General features: G+C 69.9%; 19 protein-coding genes. 16 read left to right on the top strand and 3 right to left on the bottom strand.

Annotated features, from left to right (window positions below):
- The first annotated feature begins 74 nt into the window (after nt 1–74).
- On the top strand, nt 75–896 hold the full coding sequence (locus HZB25_10635; protein ID MBI5837691.1) for a hypothetical protein: 822 nt from the start codon (nt 75–77) through the stop codon (nt 894–896).
- Nucleotides 897–947: 51 nt separating this feature from the next.
- On the opposite strand, the gene HZB25_10630 is transcribed toward HZB25_10635, so the two are convergent.
- Complete coding sequence (locus HZB25_10630; GenBank protein ID MBI5837690.1) at nt 948–2,267, bottom strand: acetyl-CoA hydrolase/transferase family protein; 1,320 nt, start codon at nt 2,265–2,267, stop codon at nt 948–950.
- A 169-nt stretch (nt 2,268–2,436) separates the two neighbouring features.
- On the bottom strand, nt 2,437–3,213 hold the full coding sequence (gene fabG / locus HZB25_10625) for a 3-oxoacyl-ACP reductase FabG (protein MBI5837689.1): 777 nt from the start codon (nt 3,211–3,213) through the stop codon (nt 2,437–2,439).
- A gap of 252 nt (nt 3,214–3,465) precedes the next feature.
- Between fabG and pruA the strand changes: the two genes are divergently transcribed.
- The 12 genes from pruA (at nt 3,466) to HZB25_10565 (ending at nt 18,466) form a co-directional block, all read left to right on the top strand.
- On the top strand, nt 3,466–5,013 hold the full coding sequence (gene pruA / locus HZB25_10620; protein ID MBI5837688.1) for an L-glutamate gamma-semialdehyde dehydrogenase: 1,548 nt from the start codon (nt 3,466–3,468) through the stop codon (nt 5,011–5,013).
- 65 nt (nt 5,014–5,078) lie between these two features.
- Nucleotides 5,079–6,848, top strand: a complete 1,770-nt coding sequence (locus HZB25_10615; protein ID MBI5837687.1) for a glycogen debranching enzyme N-terminal domain-containing protein — start codon at nt 5,079–5,081, stop codon at nt 6,846–6,848.
- A 559-nt stretch (nt 6,849–7,407) separates the two neighbouring features.
- Nucleotides 7,408–8,073: a hypothetical protein gene (locus tag HZB25_10610; GenBank protein MBI5837686.1), complete on the top strand. Its 666-nt coding sequence runs from the start codon at nt 7,408–7,410 to the stop codon at nt 8,071–8,073.
- Nucleotides 8,074–8,543: 470 nt separating this feature from the next.
- Nucleotides 8,544–9,209 (top strand): hypothetical protein, encoded by a 666-nt coding sequence (locus tag HZB25_10605; protein MBI5837685.1) that lies wholly within the window; start codon nt 8,544–8,546, stop codon nt 9,207–9,209.
- 181 nt (nt 9,210–9,390) lie between these two features.
- Nucleotides 9,391–10,563 carry an acyl-CoA dehydrogenase family protein gene (locus HZB25_10600; GenBank protein MBI5837684.1) on the top strand — a complete coding sequence of 391 codons (1,173 nt, stop codon included), beginning with the start codon at nt 9,391–9,393 and terminating at the stop codon, nt 10,561–10,563.
- Nucleotides 10,564–10,567: 4 nt separating this feature from the next.
- On the top strand, nt 10,568–11,542 hold the full coding sequence (locus HZB25_10595) for an ABC transporter permease (protein MBI5837683.1): 975 nt from the start codon (nt 10,568–10,570) through the stop codon (nt 11,540–11,542).
- Nucleotides 11,543–11,603: 61 nt separating this feature from the next.
- On the top strand, nt 11,604–12,806 hold the full coding sequence (locus HZB25_10590) for an FtsX-like permease family protein (protein ID MBI5837682.1): 1,203 nt from the start codon (nt 11,604–11,606) through the stop codon (nt 12,804–12,806).
- Between the two features lie 92 nt (nt 12,807–12,898).
- Nucleotides 12,899–13,501, top strand: a complete 603-nt coding sequence (locus HZB25_10585) for an ABC transporter ATP-binding protein (protein MBI5837681.1) — start codon at nt 12,899–12,901, stop codon at nt 13,499–13,501.
- A gap of 73 nt (nt 13,502–13,574) precedes the next feature.
- Entirely contained in the window at nt 13,575–15,041 is a 1,467-nt protein-coding gene (locus HZB25_10580; protein MBI5837680.1) for a hypothetical protein, read from the top strand.
- A gap of 29 nt (nt 15,042–15,070) precedes the next feature.
- Nucleotides 15,071–17,002 carry a M20/M25/M40 family metallo-hydrolase gene (locus tag HZB25_10575; GenBank protein ID MBI5837679.1) on the top strand — a complete coding sequence of 644 codons (1,932 nt, stop codon included), beginning with the start codon at nt 15,071–15,073 and terminating at the stop codon, nt 17,000–17,002.
- Between the two features lie 10 nt (nt 17,003–17,012).
- Entirely contained in the window at nt 17,013–17,813 is an 801-nt protein-coding gene (locus HZB25_10570; protein ID MBI5837678.1) for a WYL domain-containing protein, read from the top strand.
- A 131-nt stretch (nt 17,814–17,944) separates the two neighbouring features.
- The gene (locus tag HZB25_10565; GenBank protein ID MBI5837677.1) at nt 17,945–18,466 is read left to right on the top strand and encodes a hypothetical protein; all 522 of its coding nucleotides are present in this window, start codon (nt 17,945–17,947) and stop codon (nt 18,464–18,466) included.
- A 304-nt stretch (nt 18,467–18,770) separates the two neighbouring features.
- Here the strand turns inward: HZB25_10565 and HZB25_10560 are convergent, their stop codons facing one another.
- Nucleotides 18,771–19,532: an SDR family oxidoreductase gene (locus tag HZB25_10560; protein ID MBI5837676.1), complete on the bottom strand. Its 762-nt coding sequence runs from the start codon at nt 19,530–19,532 to the stop codon at nt 18,771–18,773.
- A gap of 177 nt (nt 19,533–19,709) precedes the next feature.
- Between HZB25_10560 and HZB25_10555 the strand changes: the two genes are divergently transcribed.
- From HZB25_10555 to HZB25_10545, 3 genes are read left to right on the top strand one after another with little or no spacing between them, the layout of a single operon-like run.
- The gene (locus tag HZB25_10555) at nt 19,710–19,958 is read left to right on the top strand and encodes a 4Fe-4S binding protein (protein ID MBI5837675.1); all 249 of its coding nucleotides are present in this window, start codon (nt 19,710–19,712) and stop codon (nt 19,956–19,958) included.
- A 47-nt stretch (nt 19,959–20,005) separates the two neighbouring features.
- A complete protein-coding gene (locus tag HZB25_10550; GenBank protein MBI5837674.1) occupies nt 20,006–20,176 on the top strand; it encodes a hypothetical protein in 171 nt (56 codons plus the stop codon).
- Between the two features lie 44 nt (nt 20,177–20,220).
- On the top strand, nt 20,221–20,862 hold the full coding sequence (locus HZB25_10545) for an O-methyltransferase (protein ID MBI5837673.1): 642 nt from the start codon (nt 20,221–20,223) through the stop codon (nt 20,860–20,862).
- Nucleotides 20,863–20,880: the final 18 nt, after the last annotated feature.

The raw sequence follows: 20,880 nt of genomic DNA, 5'->3' as shown, positions 1-20,880 counted from the left end.
TGTCGCACAATTCACCCGCAGTCGCCCATCGGTGTTCGTCCGCACCGGCCAAGACGGCCGCCCTGGAGGTCGAGATGAACCGATCGAGGATCCTTGGCTGGGCCATGCTTGCCTACGCCGCGCTCACGTCGCGCACGCTCTTCCGCCTCGCCGCCGCCCTCGGCGCTCCCGACACGCACGACACCTGGCCGCTGTCCCTGGACGCCCTGCTGTGGGGGCTGATGGTGGTGGGCGGGCTGGGCCTGGTCCTGGACCGCGGGTGGAGCCGATGGGTGGCGATCTTCGCCAGTGCGTGCTCGCTGCTGAGCCTGGTGGCGGGCGTGATGGTGTCCGTCAACATGCAGTCCAAGTTCGGGATGCAACCGCTGATGCTGCGCTCCTCGCTGGTGTGGGCCATCGCGGGCTCGCTGCCGCTGCTGGTGTTCCTGGTGGCTTCGTGGAAGGTGCGCGTGGGGCCGCCGACCGCGGCGATGGTGGCGCGCGAAGGTGGCGGGCCGATCACCGACGACCGCCGCCAGCGCCTGGACATGGCCTACGGCTGCTTCCTGTTCCTGGACGCGGTGATCCTCTTCTTCTACGTCGTGTACAAGCTCACCGCCTTCCACAAGCCGGGCGACGACATGACCCCCATGATGGCGATCTTCGTGCTGGTGCCGGCCGCGTTCGGCGCGGCGCTCACGGCGGTGCTGATCTCGCTGATGATGTGGCGGGAGCGGACCCTGCCGCTGCTGGCGGTGGCCACCTTGGCGGTGCTGTTCCTGGTGGCGGGCCTCGTGGCGCGCGACACCGGGTACGTACGCGGGCCGGCGGTGGACACCGCCCTCCTGCTCTACCTGGCGGGCTCGGGCCTGCTGGCGGCGCGGTGGTTCCTGGGGTCGCGGCGAAGGCAGGTGTAGGCAGTCATCGGGCGGCCGCCTCTCATTACAGCGTGTTCCCCTGTTCCGGGCCTACTTCGCCAGCGCCGGCTCCTGCTTGCGCGCGGCCATGTTCCACAGGTGGGAGCCGAAGCGCTCCACGGTGGCCTTCGCCAGCGTCTCACGGTGGTCGGGGTGGGCGATCTCGATCAGCGCCCGGGCCCGCTGGTGCATATTCTTGCCGTACAGGTTGGCGACGCCGTACTCGGTCGCCACGTAGTGCACGTGCGCCCGGGTGGTCACCACGCCGGCGCCCTGCTTCAGGAACGGCACCAGGCGGCTCTCGCCCCGGCTGGTCGTGGACGGCAGCGCGATGATCGGTTTGCCGCCCTCGGACAGCGAGGCGCCGCGCACGAAGTCCATCTGGCCGCCCACGCCGGAATACTGGCGCGTGCCGATGGAGTCCGCGCACACCTGGCCGGTGAGGTCCACTTCGATGCAGCTGTTGATGGCGGTCACCTTGGGGTTGCGCCGGATCACCGAGGTGTCGTTCACGTAGGCGATGTCGAGCATGGTGACGATCGGGTTGTCGTCGATGAAGTCGTACAGCCGCTTGGTGCCCATCACGAACCCGGCCACGATCTTGCCCGGGTGGACCTTCTTGTCCTCGCCGGTAACCACGCCCTTCTCCACCAGCTGGATCAGCCCGTCGGAGAACATCTCGGTGTGGATGCCCAGGCGCTTGTGGTTGGTCAGCTCGCTCAGGACCGCGTCGGGGATGGCTCCGATGCCCATCTGCAGCGTGGCGCCGTCCTCCACCAGCTCGGCCACGTGCCGTCCCACGGCGCGCTCCACGTCCCCGATCGGGGGCAGGGCCACCTCGGGCAGGGGGTCGTCCACCTCCACGGCGGTGTCAATCTCGGAGATGTGCAGGAAGCTGTCGCCGTGGGTGCGCGGCATCTGCGGATTGACCTGCGCCACCACGTGGCGGGCCACCTGCACCGCGGCGCGGGCCACGTCCACCGACACGCCCAGGGAGCAGTAGCCGTGGCGGTCGGGCGGCGAGACCTGGATCAGCGCCACGTCCAGGGGCAGGATGCCCTTGCGGAACAGCGCCGGCACCTCGCTCAGGAAGTTCGGCACGTAGTCGGCGCGGCCCTCGTGCAGGGCCTTGCGCACGTTGGCGCCCACGAACAGGGCGTTGACGAAGAAACTGTCGGCCACCTCGGGCGCCGCGTAGGGCGCCGTGGCCTCGGTGTGCAGGTGCACGATCTCGACGTCGCGCAGCTCGGGCGCGCGGGCCGTCATGGCGTCAATGAGTCGCTGCGGCGCTGCGGCGACGCTGTGCACGAAGACGCGGTCACCGGACTGGATGACCGAGACGGCCTCTTGCGGTGTGACGAATTTTGTCATGGCTCGGGAGACTTTCTCTTCGAATGTAGACGCTTCACCGGGATGACGCGGGCCTTGTGCAGCGAAGCAAGTTCAACAGCGAGGCGGCCCCACAGCCTCCACCCAACCCCAGACCTCAGAGTAGCACAGAACTCGCCGTGGGTGCAGGGTGCCGGTTCTCACGACTTCCTCACCCGCACAACACCGCGCCGCCGTTGACGTTGATGACCTCCCCGGTCATGAACTGGCACAGGCCCGACACCGTGAACAGCACCGCCGCCGCAACATCCTCGGGCCGGCCCACGCGGCCCAGGGGGATGGTGGCGGTGACCTTCTTGCGCAACGCGCCGCGAAGGCCCGGGGCGGCCATGTCCGTCTCCACCCAGCCGGGCGCCACGCAGTTCACGTGGATGTTCCACGGCGCCAGTTCCGTGCTCAGCGACTTGGTCATGCTGATCACCGCGCCCTTGGAGGCCGCGTAGTGCGAGTGGTTGGCCTCGCCGCGCTGGCCGGCGGTGGAGGAGATGAACACGATCTGGCCGCTGCGGCGCCGCTTCATGCCGGGCACGGCCGCGCGGCACAGGTAGAAGCCCGAGTCCAGGTTGGCGCGCATGGTGTCCCGCCACACGGCGTCGCTCATGCGGTCCACGGCGCCCTCGGTCCAGATCCCCGAGTTGAGCACCAGGATGTCGAGGCGGCCCCACTTCTTGAGCGTGGTCTGGACCAGGTCCTCGCACGCGGAGCGTTCACCCAGGTCTCCGCGCAGCGCGACGGCCTCGCCGCCGGTGCCGCGGATCTCGTCCACCAGCTCCTTGGCGCCGCGGGTGTCGCGATGGTAGCCGAACGCCACGCGCGCGCCGGCGCGCGCCAGCAGCGCCGCGGAGGCACGGCCGATGCCGCGGGAACCGCCGGTCACGACGGCCACGCGGCCGTCCAGGTGCATGGTGACTCCCTTGGGCCGGTCCATCCCCGTCATCGCTCACCTCCCAGGTTGTATGCGCATGTGCCCTCGCGGGCTCGATCGGCGTCGAGTATCCCCGGGGGGGCGGTTGGGCGCAAGCGGGCTGCGGCGCAGTGTGGAAGCGCGGTTGCAGCGGGCTGTGGCGGGCTGCAGCGCCGCGCCGCGCCCGCCTTGCCGCCCTCCGGGCTGCATGATAAATTGGCTCCGATCAACCCCGCTTCCCCTCTCCCTGTCCCGCGAATCGGAGGAATCCGTCCCATGCGTCCAGAGTTCCAGAACGAGCCCTTCACCGACTTCTCGCGCCCGGAGGCGGTGGCCGCCCAGGAGACCGCGCTGAAGCTGGTCGAGTCCAAGCTGGGGCGCACGTATCCGCTGGTCCTGGGGGGCCGCCGCATCACCGGGGGTCCCACGTTTGACTCGCTCAACCCGTCGAACCCGAAGCAGGTCATCGGCAAGTTCACCCAGGCCACGGTCGAGCAGGCGCGTGAGGCGGTGGGCGAGGCGGCCAGGGCGTTCGAGTCGTGGCGGTTCATGCCATGGAAGGAGCGCGCCTCGGTGCTGTTCCGGGTGGCGGGCCTGATGCGGCGCCACCGCTTCGAACTGAACGCGTGGATGATCCTGGAGGTGGGCAAGAGCTGGCCCGAGGCCGACGGCGACACCGCCGAGGCCATTGATTTCTGCGAGTTCTACGCGCGCGAGGCGCTGCGCTACGGTGGTCCCCAGCCGATCACCCACGTCCCCGGCGAGGCCAACGAACTGGAGTACATTCCGCTGGGTGTGATCGCCGTGATCCCGCCGTGGAACTTCCCGTGCGCCATCCTGGCCGGCATGACCGGCGCGGCGATCGTCAGCGGCAACGCGGTGGTGCTCAAGCCCTCGAGCGACGCGCCGGGCATCGCGTGGCGGACCTTCGAGCTGTTCGAGGAGGCCGGCGTGCCCGCGGGGGTGCTCAACTTCCTCACCGGCGGGGGCGCCACGGTGGGCAACACCATCGTGGAGGATGTCCGCACGCGCGCCATCTCCTTCACCGGCTCGCGCGAGGTGGGCCTGCACATCAACGAGCTGGCCGCGAAGGCCCCCGGGGGCCAGAAGTGGATCAAGCGCGTGGTGGCGGAGATGGGTGGCAAGGACTTCATCCTGGTGGACCGCGAGGCAGACCTCGAGGCGGCCGCGACCGGCGTGTGCTCCGCGGCGTTCGGCTTCCAGGGCCAGAAGTGCTCGGCCTGCTCGCGCGCCATCGTGCACCAGGATGTGTACGACGAGTTCCTCAAGCTGCTGGTGCCCAGGGTGCAGGCGCTGAAGCAGGGCGACGTGCGCGACCGGAGCTTCAACCTGGGGCCGGTGGTCAACGCCAAGGCCGAGAAGTCCATCCTGGCCTACATCGAGGCGGGCAAGAAGGACGGGCGGCTGCTGTACGGCGGCGCCAAGGCGGCGGGCGAGGGCTACTTCATCCAGCCCACCGTGATCGCCGACATCCCGGCGGGCTCGAAGATCGAGCAGGAGGAGATCTTCGGGCCGGTGCTGGCGGTGATCAAGGCGCGCGACTTCGACCACGGCGTGGAAATCGCCAACGGCACCGATTACGGCCTGACCGGCTCGGTGTACTCGCGCAATCGCGCCACGCTGGCGAAGGGCCGCCAGCTCTGTCACGTGGGCAACCTGTACCTGAACCGGCGCTGCACCGGGGCCCTGGTGGGGGTGCATCCCTTCGGCGGGTTCAACATGTCGGGCACCGACAGCAAGGCCGGCGGGCGGGATTACCTGCTGCTGTTCCTGCAGGCCAAGTCGATCAGCGAGTCGGTCTAGCGCCGGCTCCGCCGCCAGGCGGGGGGCGCACCGGGCCCCGGGCATCGGCGGGGCGGGAGACACTCATGGATACCTTCCTCGTGCCCGACGGGCGCGGGGGCTGCGGGCAGCTCGCGCAAGCGGGCTGCCCGATTCGCCCCTGGCACCGCGTGTACGCGCCGGCGGCCGGCGAGGGCACCTCGCTCGCATGGGCCTCCCCGGGACTGGGACTGGAGATGGACGGTCGCGAGATGTGGCTGCCCGAGGACGAGGCCGGCCTTGCGATCTCGGCGGCCCGCTTCGGAGGCTTCGACGAGGACCCGCTCCCGCGCTGGCGCTGGCGCGTGGGGGAGACGCTCATCGAGGCCATCCTGGCACCCCAGCACGGCGAGCCGGCGGTGGCGCTGCGGGTGTGCGTCTCCGGTGCCCGCCCGGGCACGCGGCTGCTGTTCCGTCCCGCATTCACGCCGTGGGGACCGGTCGCCGGGCAGCCGGCTGCCGGGGCGCCGCCGGCCGTCACAGGGGAACTGCCGGTGGCCGCGCCGGAGCCCGCGATGGGAATCGTGGCCGGCGAGGCGCCGGGCAGCCTGCAGGCCTGGCGCACCGGCGACCGCGCTCGATTCGAGGTGCTGCACCCCGAGGCGAAACGCGTGCGCGGGCCGGCCTGGGACCGGCGGCACCATGGATCCGGCTGGTGGTTCCGGCCCGGGGGCCTGGCGCTGGCGCTGCCCCCCGGGGAGTCCACGCGGGATTTCCGCGTGGGGCTCGATTGCGCCGCGCCCGCGGAGGCGGCGGAAATCCTGGAAACCGGAGCGCGCAGGATCGCCGCAGTGCCGCGCGCGCCGGGGCTCGACTCCCCGGCAGCCGGGGCGCTGTCGCGCGCGCTGGACCGCTACCGCATCCGTCCGCGCGGCCGCGGCTTCGCCCTCCTTGACCGCCTGCCCGCCGATGGTCCCCCGGATCCTGGCGCGGTATGGCGGTCGCTGCCGGGGACGCTGCTGGCCTTCGGGATGCTGGACGAGGCCCGGGAGGTGCTGCGCGCGGGGGCGGACCCCGCGGCGGCCGTGCGCGGGCCCGCGGATTCAAAGCGCTCCGGCGCCGACGAGCCCTCCTGGGAGTGGGTGCTCGCGGGTCACCATTTCGCGCAGGTGGCGGGTGACCTGGGATTCGTGCGCTCGGAACTGTGGCCATCGTGGATGCGGCTGGCCCGCGGTGTGGCGGCCCCGGAGCCCGGGCCTTCCGGGGCCGGCTCCCTTCGCCTGGCATCCGCGCGTCATGCCGCGCTGCGCGCCATGGCCGCATGGGCGCCCCTCCTGGAACAGGAAGCGGACGCGGGGGCCCTGGGACACGCGGTGGAAATGGCCGCGAGCGCCGCGCGGGCCCACTACGATCCGCTGCGCGCCGCGCTGACCGAACGCCTGGGAGCGGGCCCCGATGCCAGGCTCACCGCCGCGGGCCTGCTGGCGCTCGACGCGCCGTTTCCGTTCCTGGATCCCGCGGAGGAGAAAGGCGTGCTCGGTAGCGCGCGCGAACTGCTCTGGACCCCCGCGGGCATCCGTGTGGTGGAGCCGCCGGGCGCCCCCGGCCCGGGGGACGTTCCCCTGGCGCTGCCCGCGCTCCTGGGGCCGTGGCTGCGGGCGGAACGACGCCTGGGAGCGGACCGCGGCGCCCTCGACGCCCGGCTCGAAGCTGCCCGCACCTTCGCGGTCGGGGCTCTCGCCGGGCCGGTACGCGGTCACGTCTGCCCGGTGCGCCAGGCGGAGGCTCCGCACGCCCCGGCCGCGTCGCTCGATTCGGACGAGGTGGAGCGCGCCGACCTGGAAGCGGACACGGCGACGCTTTCGATCTGCGCCTGAGGCCGGAAAGAGGCCCCCGGCCGGGCCGCAAGGCGGAGCGGATCGCCAGGCCGACATCGGGCGGACGGCCCGCCGCCCGAGGACCGATCCCCTGGTCCCTTCTCCAATCCCCCGCGAAACCCAATTGACAAGCGAGAAGAAATCCATTAGATTTAGTGCAGTTCGGATGAGAGACGTCAACCAAGGTGGATCAGGTTGTCAAAGCACGAAATTGCTATGAGTTAGCGATTCGCGCCCGAGGGTTGATCGGCGACTTTTCCCCCTTGACAGAACGGGCGCGCTGAGTATACTTAAGTCGTATTGCTCAGAAGAATTACCTTGGTTATCGTGCAGTCTGATCCGACGCCTTGAGTTCCCCCCTGGGCGGACCAGCATTGTTATTGGCACCCCTCGGTCAGAATTGTGCATCCAAGGGACTGATTCGGCCGCAAGGCCGGAGAGCGACTCCCGAAGGATCACGAAGAAGATGGGGCTACCTTTGTGGGGGGTAGTCAGGCGGCGCCGGCCTTGGGCTGGCGCAGTGCGGCAGCACCCTCTGCTTAGATTACCGGAGGTTCGGATGAGGAAGTTTGTCACTATTGCGGCACTGCTCGTGGTGGCGCTCATGGCCCCGATGGCCGCGTTCGCCCAGGAAGAGGCACACTACGAGGGCTACACCCGGTTCACCAACCCGAGCCTGCCCGGCACCGTGATCAACGGCCGCGGCCTGGTGACGGCGCTGTATCCGCCGCTGGTCAGCGCGTTCTCCACGCACGAGTACACCTGGGAAATGCTGGGACTCACCTCGCTGGGCTCGGTGCTGCGGGACTCGGTGTACACCACCACCTACTCGGTGGCGGGCTCGTCGTTCAGCATCTACGAAGACCCCAGCTTCGACGCCAGCGCGGGCTTCTACAACTGCCCGTCCACCGCGCCGGACGCCGCGTTCAACAACGGCGTGCTCTACCTGCGGGGTCACTTCACTTCGTTCAGGACCACGTTCGACATTCACTATGACGTCTACGGCCAGGGCACGTTCACCGCGCAGCTGAACTGGGACACCGGATCGCACATCGGCGATCTCCCGCCGGCCCGGCGCGGTGCCTGGACCTTCGGCGGAAGCACGGTCAGCAGCTATGCCTGCATCCCGCCGACCTATGACCAGCAGATGACGGGTCGCATCTTCCAGCTCACCACGCCGGTCAGCAAGACCACGTGGGGCCAGGTCCGTCGCCTGTACCAGTAGCATCCGGATCCCACGAATTTCGGACCTCCGGGTCCCGCGGCTGCCGCCGCGGGACCCGTTTTCTTCCCCCGCGGCTCCCTGGGATCCCCATCTGCTCCCCATTCGGGGTCAAGATGCCCTAACCCACGGAATAATATAATACTTGCTATTGATGACTTTTACTTGCAATTTCCCATCGCGTGCGCTATCATGCTGATTGCGCTGGACCCGGCACCCCGTGGGTCCGAGCGGCCCCGGGTGCCACGCGCGACGCGAGGAATGGCTCCCACGATGTGGGCGATGGGTGACGGGTCCGATCCCGCACCGCGGCGCTTCCCCAACGCCGCTTGCTCCCCACGGGATCCCCCGGCGCCGGGGTCGAGTTGGACCGTCCAGCAGATTCCACCGTGTGGAACACGGAAGGAGGGGTTGCGCACGCGAGGTCGCGGCCCCGAACGCACGAGCCTTGAGACTCCCGAAGGGAGGCCCCCATGCTGCGTACCGCCACCCTGTTTCTGATCCTGCTGCTGGCACTCGTTGTGGCTGCGCCGGTGCTGGCCCAGGAAGAAGCCCACTTCGAGGGCTTCACCCGCAACACCAACCCGAACATCGCCGGCACCGTGATCAACGGCCGAGGGCTGGTGACGGCCCTGTATGCTCCGCTGACCTCGAACTTCGTGGCCAACGAGTACACCTGGGAGATCCTGGGCCTGACCTCACAGGGCTCCGTGCTGCGGGACTCCGTGTACTACACCACCTACTCGGTCATCGGCTCGACGTTCTCCATCTACGAGGACCCGGCCCAGGATGCCCGTCCGACGTACTATTTCTGTCCGACCACGAACCCGGACGGGGTGTACAACAACGGCGCGGTCTATCTGCGCGGCCATTTCACCCAGTACTCGACCACCTTCGACATCCACGCCGACAGCTACGGCGTGGGCACGTTCCAGGGCATGGTGAACTGGGACAGCGGCACGCACCTGTTCGAGCTGCCGCCGGGGCGGCGCGGCTCGTGGCAGTTCGGCGGCAGCACCACCAGCTCGTACGCGTGCATCCCGGCGAGCTACGAGCAGGCGCTGACCGGCCGGATCTTCCAGGTGACCACGCCCGTGCGGAACAGCACCTGGGGTCAGGTCCGCCGGCTGTATCACTAGTCCACGATCCCCGATCCCGCGAGCGGGCCCCGCGGAGCACCGCGGGGCCCTTCGCATGTGTGCCGGGAACCGGGCGCGCCCGCCACTGCTACCCCGGCATTCGCGCATCCCCTATACTGGGGCGGTTCGCGACCCTCATCCTGCCCCGCACCGTGCCGGCCGCCCAACCACCGGAGACATCATGCCCGCGTTCACCGGCAGCGACTTCTACGACATGGACTCGCTCCTCACCGAGGAGGAGCGGATGGTCCGCGACTCGGTCCGCCAGTTCGTCGAGGACCGGGTGACCCCCATCATCGAGGCCCACTACGAGGCGGCCACCTTCCCGGCCGAGCTGGTGGGGGAGATGGCCGCGCTGGGCCTGTTCGGCGCCACGCTGCCGGCGGAGTACGACTGCGCGGGCCTGGGTGCGGTGGCCTACGGGCTGGCCATGCAGGAACTGGAGCGCGGCGACAGCGGGCTGCGCAGCTTCGCCTCGGTGCAGGGCGCCCTGGTGATGTATCCCATCTTCGCCTACGGCACCGAGGAGCAGCGCCGGAAGTACCTTCCGCGCATGGCGCGCGGAGAGCTGATCGGTTGCTTCGGCCTCACCGAGCCGGACTTCGGCTCGAATCCGGCCGGCATGGTCACGCGCGCCCGCGAGACGCGCGAGGGCTGGCTGCTGAACGGCGCCAAGATGTGGATCACAAACGGTACCGTCGCCGACGTGGCGGTGGTGTGGGCCAAGACCGAGGGCGATCACGTCCAGGGCTTCCTGGTGGAGAAGGGCACGCCGGGCTTCAGCGCGCCGGAGCAGAAGCGCAAGCACTCGCTGCGCGCCTCGGTGACCTCCGAGCTGGTGTTCCAGGACTGCCTGGTGCCGCGGGAAAACGTGCTGCCGGGGGCGAAGGGGTTGCGTGCGGCGCTGGGCTGCCTGTCCCAGGCGCGCTACGGCATCGCATGGGGCGCACTGGGCTCGGCGATGGCGTGCTTCGCGGCGGCGGTGGACTACTCGAAGACCCGGGTGCAGTTCGACCGTCCCATCGGCGGCTTCCAGCTGGTGCAGGCGAAGCTTGCCGACATGGTGACCGAGATCACCAAGGGCCAGCTGCTGTGCCTGCAGCTGGGGAGGCTCAAGGAACAGGGCCGCGAGAGCTTCGCGCAGGTCTCGATGGCCAAGCGCAACAACGTGGCGGCCGCCCTGGATATCGCGCGCGCCGCGAGGGACATCCTGGGCGCCAACGGCATCACGGCCGAATACCCGGTGATGCGCCACATGTGCAACCTCGAGTCGGTGAAGACCTACGAGGGCACGCACAGCATCCATACCCTGATCCTGGGTGAGGCCGTCACCGGGATCCCGGCCTATCGCTGAGACGATGACCCCCGCGCCGCGATCGATTTCCCCGGCAACTCATCTCGCGCCGGCCACGCCGCCAGCCGTATCGCCGGCCGCGCCGGCGCTCGCGGCCCTGGCGCTGTGTCTCGCGTGGGCCGTTCCCGCCGCGGGCGCCCCCGCGGCAGTCGCCGCCGCACGGCCGGCCGCCACACCCGCCGCCGACCGGGCCGCGGTCGCCCCAGTCGCCGATCCCCTCCCGCCCATCCTGGTCAGCCAGCGCGCGGCGCGCGCCTCCGGCCTGCGCGTGGGCGACGTGGTGCGCGTGAGCCCCGACCCGGGCCTCCGCGACGCGAGGCTGGCGCGCGTCGCCGGCATCATGCCGCTCAAGGCGGATCCCGTGGACGTGGGTCGCGGCACGCTCTGGGTGAAGATGCGCCTGAGCGACCTGGCCGCGGTGCAGGACCGGCCCGACGACGTGGACGAGATCATCCTCAAGACCCGCACGCCGGCGGACGCGGGCCTGGTCCGCGACCGGCTGAACAGCCTCGGAACCGGATACCGCGCCTACACCAGCGAGGAGCTCGCCCGCCGCACCACGCAGACCTTCGAGGTCATCTCGCTGTTCCACCGCGCGATCAGCATCATCACGCTGGTGGCGGGTGCGGTGTTCCTGCTGGCCATCCTGGTGTTCAAGGCGGAGGAGCGGCGCCGCGAGCTGGGCGCGCTGCGCCTGATCGGGGTGCACCGGCGCAGCCTGGTGCTGTTCCTGTGCGCCGAGGCGCTGGGCATCTCGCTGGTCGGCAGCGCCGTGGGGCTGGTGCTGGGGCGTGTCACTGTGGCGGCGCTCAACGCGTACTATCAGCGCTTCTATGACACCACGCTGGTGTTCGCCGCGCTCACCCCCCTGGTGGCGTGGGAATCGGTGCTGCTGGGCGTGGGCTTCGGGCTGGCCGCCGGGCTGGTGGTGGCGCTGCGCGTGGTGCGCGTGCCGCCGCTGAAGTTGCTGGGAAGGTGACGATGTTGACCCCCATGTTCGAGGCGACGGTCGCCCTTTCCAGACCCCGCGGGGCCTGCCCGTGATCGGCTTCCTGGCCGTGCGCAACCTGGTCCGCAGCCGCTCGCGCACGCTGCTGCTGTGGCTGGGCATCTCGGTGAGCGGCGCGCTGCTCTACGACATGGTGATGCTCTCGGGCGGGCTGGAGGCCAGCTTCCACTCCATCCTCAAGGAGATGAACTTCGACCTGCGTCTCACGCCCCGCGGCGTGCTGCCGTTCTCGGCCGGTGCCGTGCTGCGGGACGGCACGCGGGTGCTGGCCGTGGTGCGCTCCGATCCGCGCGTGGAGAAGACGCTGGGGTTCTTCGGCACCACGCTCTACATGCGCCGGGCGGGCGCCCTCCGGGGGGAGCCGGTCTCGACATTCGCCACCGCCGCCACGGGTGTCACCCCCGAGCTGTTCCGGGTGCGGGCCGGCCGGGCCGACTCCGTGACCGCGCGCACCTCGGTGCTGTTGAACCGGCATCTGGCCGCGCAACTGGGGGTCGGTGTCGGGGACACGGTGGAGGTGTCCGGCCCGCGGGACTCCGAGGTGCAGCGCGCCGCGCGCACGGCGCGGCTGCCCGTGGCGGCGCTGGGGGACTTCCGCTTCGACACCTCGCACCAGAACAGTTGCATCGTGCCCATGAACGTGGCGCTGGACCTGCGCGGCGCGCGCGAGGAGGACCCGCTCTCGCTGGTCACGGTGAACCTGCGGCGCGCCTCGGACGCCGACGCCGTGGCGCGCGACCTGCGCGCCCGGCTGCCGGAGGCGGAGGTGTACCGGGTGGACGACCTGGTGCGGAGGGTGCACGGACAGCTCAGCTACTTCACGCAGTTCTCCGCCATCCTGGGTGCGCTGAGCTTCGCGGTGGCGTGGCTGCTCATCTCCACGCTGCTGGTGCTGTCCCTCAACGACCGGCTGGGGGAGATGGCGGTGCTGCGCGCTCTGGGGATCCGTCCCGTGCGGCTGGTGTGGATGCTGCTCGCCGAGAGCCTGCTGTTCGTGGCTGTGAGCGTGCCCTCGGGACTGGTGTTGGGACTGGTCACCTCGCGATTCCTCGACCGGCTGTTGCTGAGCGGTCCGGGCCTTCCGGCGGACCTGCACTTCTTCGTCGCCACCCCCGCGGCCACGTGGCAGACCGTGGCCCTGCTGTTCCTGGCCGGGGTGCTGGGGGCGCTGGTTCCCATGACGCGCGTGGCGCGCCTGCCGATCTCCGCCACGCTGCACGAGGCCGTGACGTGAACGATTCCCCCGCCCGCGCGGGTGCCGTTCCGCTCCTGGAGGCCCGCCACCTGGCTCGCGACTACCCCGCGCCCGGGGGAACCGTGCACGCCCTGCGCGACGTGTCGCTCACCGTGGCGCGCGGCGAGTTCGTGGCCGTGACCGGCCCGTCCGGATGCGGCAAGTCCACCTTGCTGCACCTGCTGGGCCTGGTGGACCAGCCCACCTCGGGCGAGGTGTTCCTGGATGGACGCAAGGTCTCCGCGCTGAGTGATTCAGAACGCTCGGAACTGCGGCTGCGGCGCGTCGGGTTCGTGTTCCAGAGGTTCTACCTGCTGCCCATGCTGACCGCCGAGGAAAACGTGTGGCTGCCCATGATGGAGGCGGGGATGCGCTCCGCCGCCCGCCTGGAGCGGGCACGCGAGTTACTGCGCTACGTGGGCCTGGAGGAGCGCGGCCGTCACCGGCCCGCTCACCTCTCCGGCGGAGAGATGCAGCGCGTGGCGGTGGCCCGTGCCCTGGCCAACCGCCCGGAGGTGCTCCTGGGCGACGAGCCCACCGGCGAGCTGGATGCCGCCAACAGCGAGCAGATCGGAACGCTGCTGCGCAAGCTGGCGCATGACGGCACCGCTGTGGTGGTGGTGACGCACAACCCCGAGATCTCCGCGTTGGCGGACCGGGTGGTGAAGCTCCGCGACGGGCGGGAGGCGGGGTGAGGTCCATCCCGCGCGCCGGAGCGCCGACGCCCGCGGTGCCTGCCGTCCGCCACTCGCGCGGACCGGTGGCGCCGTGCTGAAGCTCCTCTTCCGCAGCCTCCTCGAGCGGCCGCGCCGCACCGCGCTGTTCCTGCTGGGCTACGCGATCGGGGTGAGCGTGGTGGCGACGCTGCTCTCGGTGGGCGAGGCGGTGCTGCGCGAGGCCCGCGACAAGGACCTGCTGGGTGGCGGGGACGTGATCCTGCTGCCCGCGGGCATTGACGTCGAGGCGCTCAAGGTGGGCGGAGCCACCGCGCTCTTCTACAAGATCGGCGGGCTGCGCTTCATCACCCGCAGCGTGCTCACCAGTCCGCGGGTGGCGCCGCACATCGCCGCGGTGTCGCCGCGCATCGTGGGCGGCCAGTTGTATCTCGAGGCCCGCGGGAGGATCACGCCGGTGCTGGCCATCGGCACGGTGCCCTCTCGCGAGCGGGAGGTGCTGCCGGGCTGGTCCTGGCCCGATTCGTTCGCCGATTCCCCGGAGGACCGCCGCCTGCTCGACCCCACGCCCGCCGAAGCGCTGGCCGACATGGACCGCTTCCACGCTCCGCCGGAGCGGGCGTTGGAGCGCCGCTGGGTGGAGTGGCACTACTTCGAGGTGTTCGAGCCCGCCAGCGGCCGGTTCGCGTATCTCTCATTCCAGGCGCTGGGGGACTGGCGCAGCGGGCGCGCCATGGGCCTGGCGTCGGTGCAACTGGGGGATTCCACGGGGCGCGTCGAGCGCTCCGCGGTGCCGGTGCCCGGTGCGCGGGTGCGGCCGTCGCTGGCGAGCCCCGATCTCGACCTCGGCGCGGCGCGGGTCACGCTCGAGGGCCGGCGCTACCGCGTGAGCTTCCGCACCCCGAAGGCCCGCGGGGAAGTGGTCTTCACCCCGGGCCCGGGCCAGGGATTCACCACCGGGGAGATGCGCGGCGACTCCGGATTCGTCACCGGCTACTCGGTGCCGTTCGTGCGCGGCACGGCCACCGGAGAAATCCGCGGCCGCGGCGGCGCGTGGCGCTTCGCGGACGCCCGCGGCTACCACGACCACAACTGGGGCGTGTGGCGCAACGTGTCGTGGAACTGGGGCAAGTTCGCGAGCGACACGCTCTCGCTGGTCTACGGACAGATCACCGAGGCCGGACAGCGCCAGCCGGGCTTTGCGGTGCTCTTCGGGCCCACGGGCATGATCGGGCTGTTCCGCCCGGAGAGCGTCGAGGTGGTGCCGGGCCGGGTGCGCGTGCCGACGCCGATGGGCACCACGGCCCGCCCGGACTTCGTGCGCCTGCGCGCCACCTCCGGCGAGCGCGACACGCTGAGCATGGACATCGAGGTGCGCAGCGCGGTGGCCACGCCCATGCCCGTTGATCGGGATCTCTCGCTGGCCAGCCTGGCGGCCGCCTCGCACGCGTTCGTGCAGCTGCGCGGCCACTACCGTGTTCATGCTATCCTGGACGGCAAATCCTTCCGGGCGGAAGGCCCGGGACCGCTGGAAACGTACGCGCCGATCCTGCGGCGCTAGCCGCACCATCCTGTTCGGAGGGCACCCGGATGCGCCGCACTCTCGGCATCGCGCTGCTGGCCGTCGCGCTGACGGCCGGCGCCAGTCTCGCCGCTCCCCGCCCGCCCGCCGCGGGCTCCACCGCGCTCTCCATGAGCGAGGACTTCCCGCAGCCCGACTCCGCGCAGATCCTGAAATCCGTGCGCCGGCTGGCTTCGGAGGACTTCGCGGGCCGCCGCACGGGGGACCCCGGCTGCGCGGCGGCCGCGGCGTGGATCGCGGCGCGCTTCGCCGAATACGGCCTCACTCCCCTGGGCGATAGTGGCACCTACCTCCAGAGCTTCGAGGCCACCGTGGGCGTGCGCGACGGAGGGCACAACCGGCTGGCCACCCGAGGGCCGGGCGGGTCGCGAACCTGGCTGCCCGACTCCGACTTCACCGCCCTGGGCTTCTCCGAGAACGATTCGCTGGCCGACGTTCCGGTGGTGTTCGTGGGCTACGGTGTCACCGCCGATGAGAAGGGCTACGACGACTACGCCGGCGTGGACGTGAAGGGGAAGGTGGCGCTCTTCCTGCGCTACCTGCCCGCCGACGAGGACTCCACCGCACCCTTCGGTCCCTCCGGCCGCTCCCGCTACGCCGACCTGCGCTACAAGGCCAGCAACGCGTTCAATCATGGGGCCCGCGCCGCCGTCGCGGTGCTGGGCCCGGCCAGTCACAAGGACGCACCGGACGTGGCGCTGCCGCTGCGCTCCGACCAGGGCGTGGGCGGCGGGCACATTCCGGTGCTGAGCGTGCGGCGCGAGGTGGCGGAGGAGCTGCTCAGGACGGCGGCCACGAACATGAAGGACCTTCGGCCGGACAGCACGGGGAGCCTGCTGGGGGCTCTACAGGGCCGGATTGACACTGCGCGCAAGCCCGGCCCGGTGGCGCTGGAAGGCCCGGCCGTCTCCCTCGCCACCGACCTGCTCCGCGACCGCCGCCGGGTGGCCAACGTGGCCGGCGTGCTGCACGGCGAAGACGCGGCGCTGCGCGACGAGTGCGTGGTGATCGGCGCCCATTACGACCACCTCGGAATGGGCGGGCCCGGCTCGCTGGAGCCAGACCGAAAGGCGATTCACTTCGGCGCCGACGACAACGCCTCCGGCACCGCCGGGGTGCTGGAACTGGCGCGATGCTTCAGCGGGGCAGGAACCAAGCCGAAGCGCAACGTGGTGTTCGTGTGCTTCGTGGGCGAAGAGGAGGGCCTTTTCGGCTCGGGGCACTTCGTGAACCACTCGCCGGTGCCCATCGAGAAGATCTCCGCCATGATCAACATGGACATGATCGGCCGGCTCAAGGACGACAAAGTGTTCATCGCCGGCGCGGGCACTTCGCCACTGTTCCCCGGACTGCTGGCGGAGGCGGCGAAGGCGCGCGGCATCGTGAGCAGCCCGCAGGCCAGCGGCTACGGGCCCAGCGACCACACCTCCTTCTACGCCAAGGACCGCCCGGTGCTGTTCTTCTTCAGCGGCGCGCACACCGACTACCACAAGCCCTCCGACACCTGGGACAAGATCAACGCCCCCGGCGAAGCGAAGGTGCTGGCCATGGTGAGCGACGTGGCACGCGCGCTGTGTGCGCGCGACAGCGCCATCGCCTTCACCAAGGTACTGGCGGACAGCTCCCGCGGCGGGGGTGGGGAGGGCTACGGCGGAGGCGGCTATGGCCCGTACCTGGGCACCGTGCCGGACTTCGGCGAGAACCCCGAAGTGAAGGGCGTGCTGCTCTCCGGCGTGCGCGAAGGCAGCCCCGCGGAGAAGGCCGGAATCCTGGGCAAGGACGTGATCGTCAAGTTCGACGGCAAGGTGGTCGGCAACCTGCAGGACTACTTCTACGCGCTGAGCGCCAGGAAGCCCGGCGACGTGGTGAAGGTGGAGTTGATGCGCGCGGGCCAGCCCGTGACCATCACCGTGACGCTGGGCAAGCGTCCCGGGAAGTAGGAGAGCGCCCATGGCCGCGCGCCGCCGCACCGTCCCCACCGTCGAGGATTTCCTGAGATTGCGCGACGGGTACCTGGCCGACATTGACGCGGCCGGCATGCTCGGCGTGGAGGAATTGCGCGAGCGGCGCCGCAAGGCCTACTTCGACCTGCTGGAGAGGGTCCCCATGCGCCTGCGGCGCGCGCTGCAGGACCAGGTGATGTGGTCGTGCTTCGGCATCCGCCCGCCCAAGCTTCCGGCGGTGCTGCGCAGGATCCAGCACGCCGTTGACGAGCGCCTGTGCCTGGACGCCGACTACTTCTCGGCCTACACCCGCACCCGGCGCCAGCGCATCCTGCACCCGCATCGCATCCTGTGCGCGCCGCTGGCGGACTACCTGTTCGCGCGCGATCCGAAGCGGCCCGAGCTCACCACCTACCGCGTGGACCGCATCCTCGGCTTCGAGGTGACGGCGGAGCACTTCAAGCGCTCCCCGCACATCGAGTGGGAGGACTACATCCGCCCCGACCTCTTCGCGCGCCAGGAACTCGCCTTCAATCTGCGCATGCGCTTCCGCGGAAAGGCCGCGGCCGAGGTGAAGCGCAACCGCGCGCGGTTCAAGGGCGCCCGGGCCCAGGCCGACGGCAGCGTCACCCACGTCTTCCGCGCCGCCAGCGACGCCTACTACATCCACCAGGCGCTCACTCTGTGGCGCTGGGACGCCGAGGTGCTTTCGCCCGAGACGTCCGCGGAGGCCTTCCGCACAGCCGTGAAGGCGCTTCCGGAGCCGCCGCCGAAGGACTTCGTGAAGTGGTCGCGCACGCTGGAATAGAGCGTCCGCGCAGTCCGAAGTACTGATTTCCCTCAGGAATACAGTCTCATTCGCGGGACCGTTGCTCCCGATGGCGTAGGCTATCGGGGTTGGGCAGGCATTCATGCCTGCCCGCGAGCAAAGGAGCCCCCATGGCCCACGACATCCAGCCCTTCCACTCCGCGCTCGACTACCTGGTGAGCCTCTCGCAGGTGATCGGGGCCCGCCGGGAGTCGGCGGGCGCGTGCGAGGCGCTGCGCCTGCACCGCGAGCGGGAGGTCCTCGGCCTTACCTCGGGGATCTCCCACGAGCGCGGCCCGCTGGGGCTGGCGGACAACTGCGGCCTCAACATCCTCGAGGTCCGCATCCTGGCGTACTTGTTCCTCTCCGAAGGCACATGTCCCCGCGTTCCGGTGTTCCTGGACGTGGAGGAGATGTGTCGGCTCATCGCGGACGGGGACGAAGCGCGAAGGCTCGCCACGTTCCTGGAGCCGGACGAGGTGTTGCTCGCCAGCGGCTGCGTGATGCGGATCCGAGTGGGGGAGAGGTGGATGGTGGCGTTGACGGACTCGGGGCGGGAGGCGTTCGTGAGCGGGGAGGTGGCGGTGGGAAGTCCCCTGGAGAGAGCGATGTCAGCGACGACAGTGCCTCAGACCCACTCCGACCGATGGTGACTGATCATCGCTGGCCCATGTTAAAATGTATCCCGACAATCCGGTCTACTGTACGGCAATTCCGTTCCTCATGAGCGAGTGTGGCATGGATCGCGCGAGAGCCTCGGGTGTCGCCAAGGGAATGCTCAGACGCCTCCGCAGAGGCAAGGTGATCATCCTGTACGTGCCCGAATCGCCCGTCCAGTCTGAAATCCCGAAGATGTACGTTCCCGAAGTCGGAAGGTTCGTGCCAGTCTACCAGTGGTAAGGTAAGCAGCGGGACCTGTGCCGAATGCGTGGAGTTGAGCGCGTCCCCGCTCTCTCCTCACCCATTAACCGAAAACCCCCCGTCCACCACCACGCTCTGCCCCACGATCCATCCGGCTTCCTCGCCGCACAGCATCGCCACGGTCCGGGCAATGTCCTCGGGGGTGCCGAGGCGGCCCATCGGGGTGCGGCGCAGGTTGTCCTGCAGCAGCGCCTCGCGGTCCTGGAAGCGCTTGAGCGAGTCGGTGTCCACCATGCCGGCGTGCACGCAGTTCACTAAGACCTTGTGGGGCGCGAACTCCACCGCCAGGAAGCGGACCAGCGACTCGATGGCCGCCTTGGCGGAGCCCAGGGCGGCGTAGTTGGGGATGTAGCGCACCGCGCCCATGCTGGAGATGGCCACGATCCGTCCGCCCTGGCCGTGCTTCTTCATCAGCTTCAGAGAGAGCTGGCCGGCCTGCATCAGGGAACGCACGTTCACTTCCATGGTGCGGTCCCAGTCGGCCAGGGTCAGCTCTTCGAGGGGCTTCATCACTCCCATGGCGGCGTTGGCCACGTAGAAGTCCAGGCGCCCGAGCTTCTCCTCGAGGTTCTTGAACATCTGTTCCACGTGCTCGGGATTGCCCACGTTGCCGCGCAGCAGGGCCACCCGGACCCCGTAGGACTCCAACTCCTTCTGAGCGTTCTGGGCGTGGGTGCGGTTGGTGAAGAACGAGATGGCCACGTCCGCGCCGCGACGGGCAAACTCCCGGGCGGTCGCCAGCCCGATGCCCCGGGTGCCCCCGGTGACGAAGGCGACCTTGCCCGCGAAGGGTTTCACAGCACTACCTCCAGTTATGTAATTCGAAAGGCGGCCAGCCTCAGGTGCCGGGAGATTGCCGTACCGGGGCGGGGGCGTCAAGTCAGCTATTTCCAATTGGCCCTTGACGTTGGAGCGGAGCCGGAGGATGATGGCGCGGTTGGCCGGCCGAGTTTTGTGCCCTGTAAGGAGCCTGCGATGCCCTACGTGATCACCGAACCCTGTCTCGGGGTGACTGATAAGTCCTGCGTGGAGGTCTGCCCGGTGGACTGCATTCACCCCGGGGAGAACCAGCTGTTCATCAACCCGGACGAGTGCATCGAGTGCGCGGCCTGCGAGCCGGCCTGCCCGGTGAACGCGATCTTTCTGGACGTGGATGTGCCCGACAAGTGGAAGGACTTCATCCAGAAGAACGCGGACTTCTATCAGAAGAAGCCGCAGCCTTAGATCGTCGTCAGGAACGCTGAAACACCCCGGTCGCGGAGGATCCAAGGATGGACCTTTTCCCCAGGGATGCGGGTTTCGAGCCGAAGCAGCCGGACAAGGAAGTGAGACGACGTCCCGAAGCGGTGCCGTGCGACATCTGCGGCTCGCCCATGCAGGAGCACCACTGCAAGCTGGTGTGCCACTCCTGCGGGTTCATGCGGGACTGCTCGGATCCATAGCGGGGCGGCCGCGGGGCCGCCCCGGGTTCGTTCACGGAGGCGCCATGCCCTCGCACGTCCTCGAGCCGCGCATCGCCGAATACCTGCTCCGCCTCGCGCAGCACGATCACCCGCTGCTGCGCGAGATGGAGGCCGTGGCCGCGGAGAAGAAGTTCCCCATCGTGGGCCCCGAGTGCGGTCGCGTGCTGTTCCAGGTGGCGCGCATGACCGGCGCGAAACGGGTGTTCGAGATGGGCTCGGGCTACGGCTACTCCACGCTGTGGTTCGCCCTGGCGCTGCCGCCCGACGGGCGCGTGTTCCACACCGACGGCGACGTGAACAACACCGAGAAGGCGCGCGAGTACCTGGCCCGCGCCGGCCTCGCCGACCGCGTGGCGTTCAAGACCGGCGACGCGCGCGAGGTGCTGCGCCGCACCCCCGGCGAGTTCGACGTGATCTTCGTGGACGTGGACAAGGAGCAGTACCCGGAGAGCTACGACCTGGTGCGGGAGCGGGTGCGGGTGGGCGGGGCGGTGCTGATCCACAACACGCTGTGGTCGGGGCGCGTCGCGGACCCGTCCATCACCGACGAGAAGACCACCGTGGGCGTGCGCGAGTACCTGCGCCGGATGTGGGCGGACCCGAACTTCACTTCCAGCCTGCTGCCGCTGGACGACGGGCTGGGGCTGAGCGTGCGGACCCGCTAGGCCGCCAGCGCCCGGCTC

This window comes from Candidatus Eisenbacteria bacterium (assembly GCA_016235265.1).
In the GTDB taxonomy this organism is placed as follows: Bacteria; Eisenbacteria; RBG-16-71-46; order RBG-16-71-46; family JACRLI01; genus JACRLI01.
This window is presented reverse-complemented; position numbering and strand designations above follow the sequence as displayed.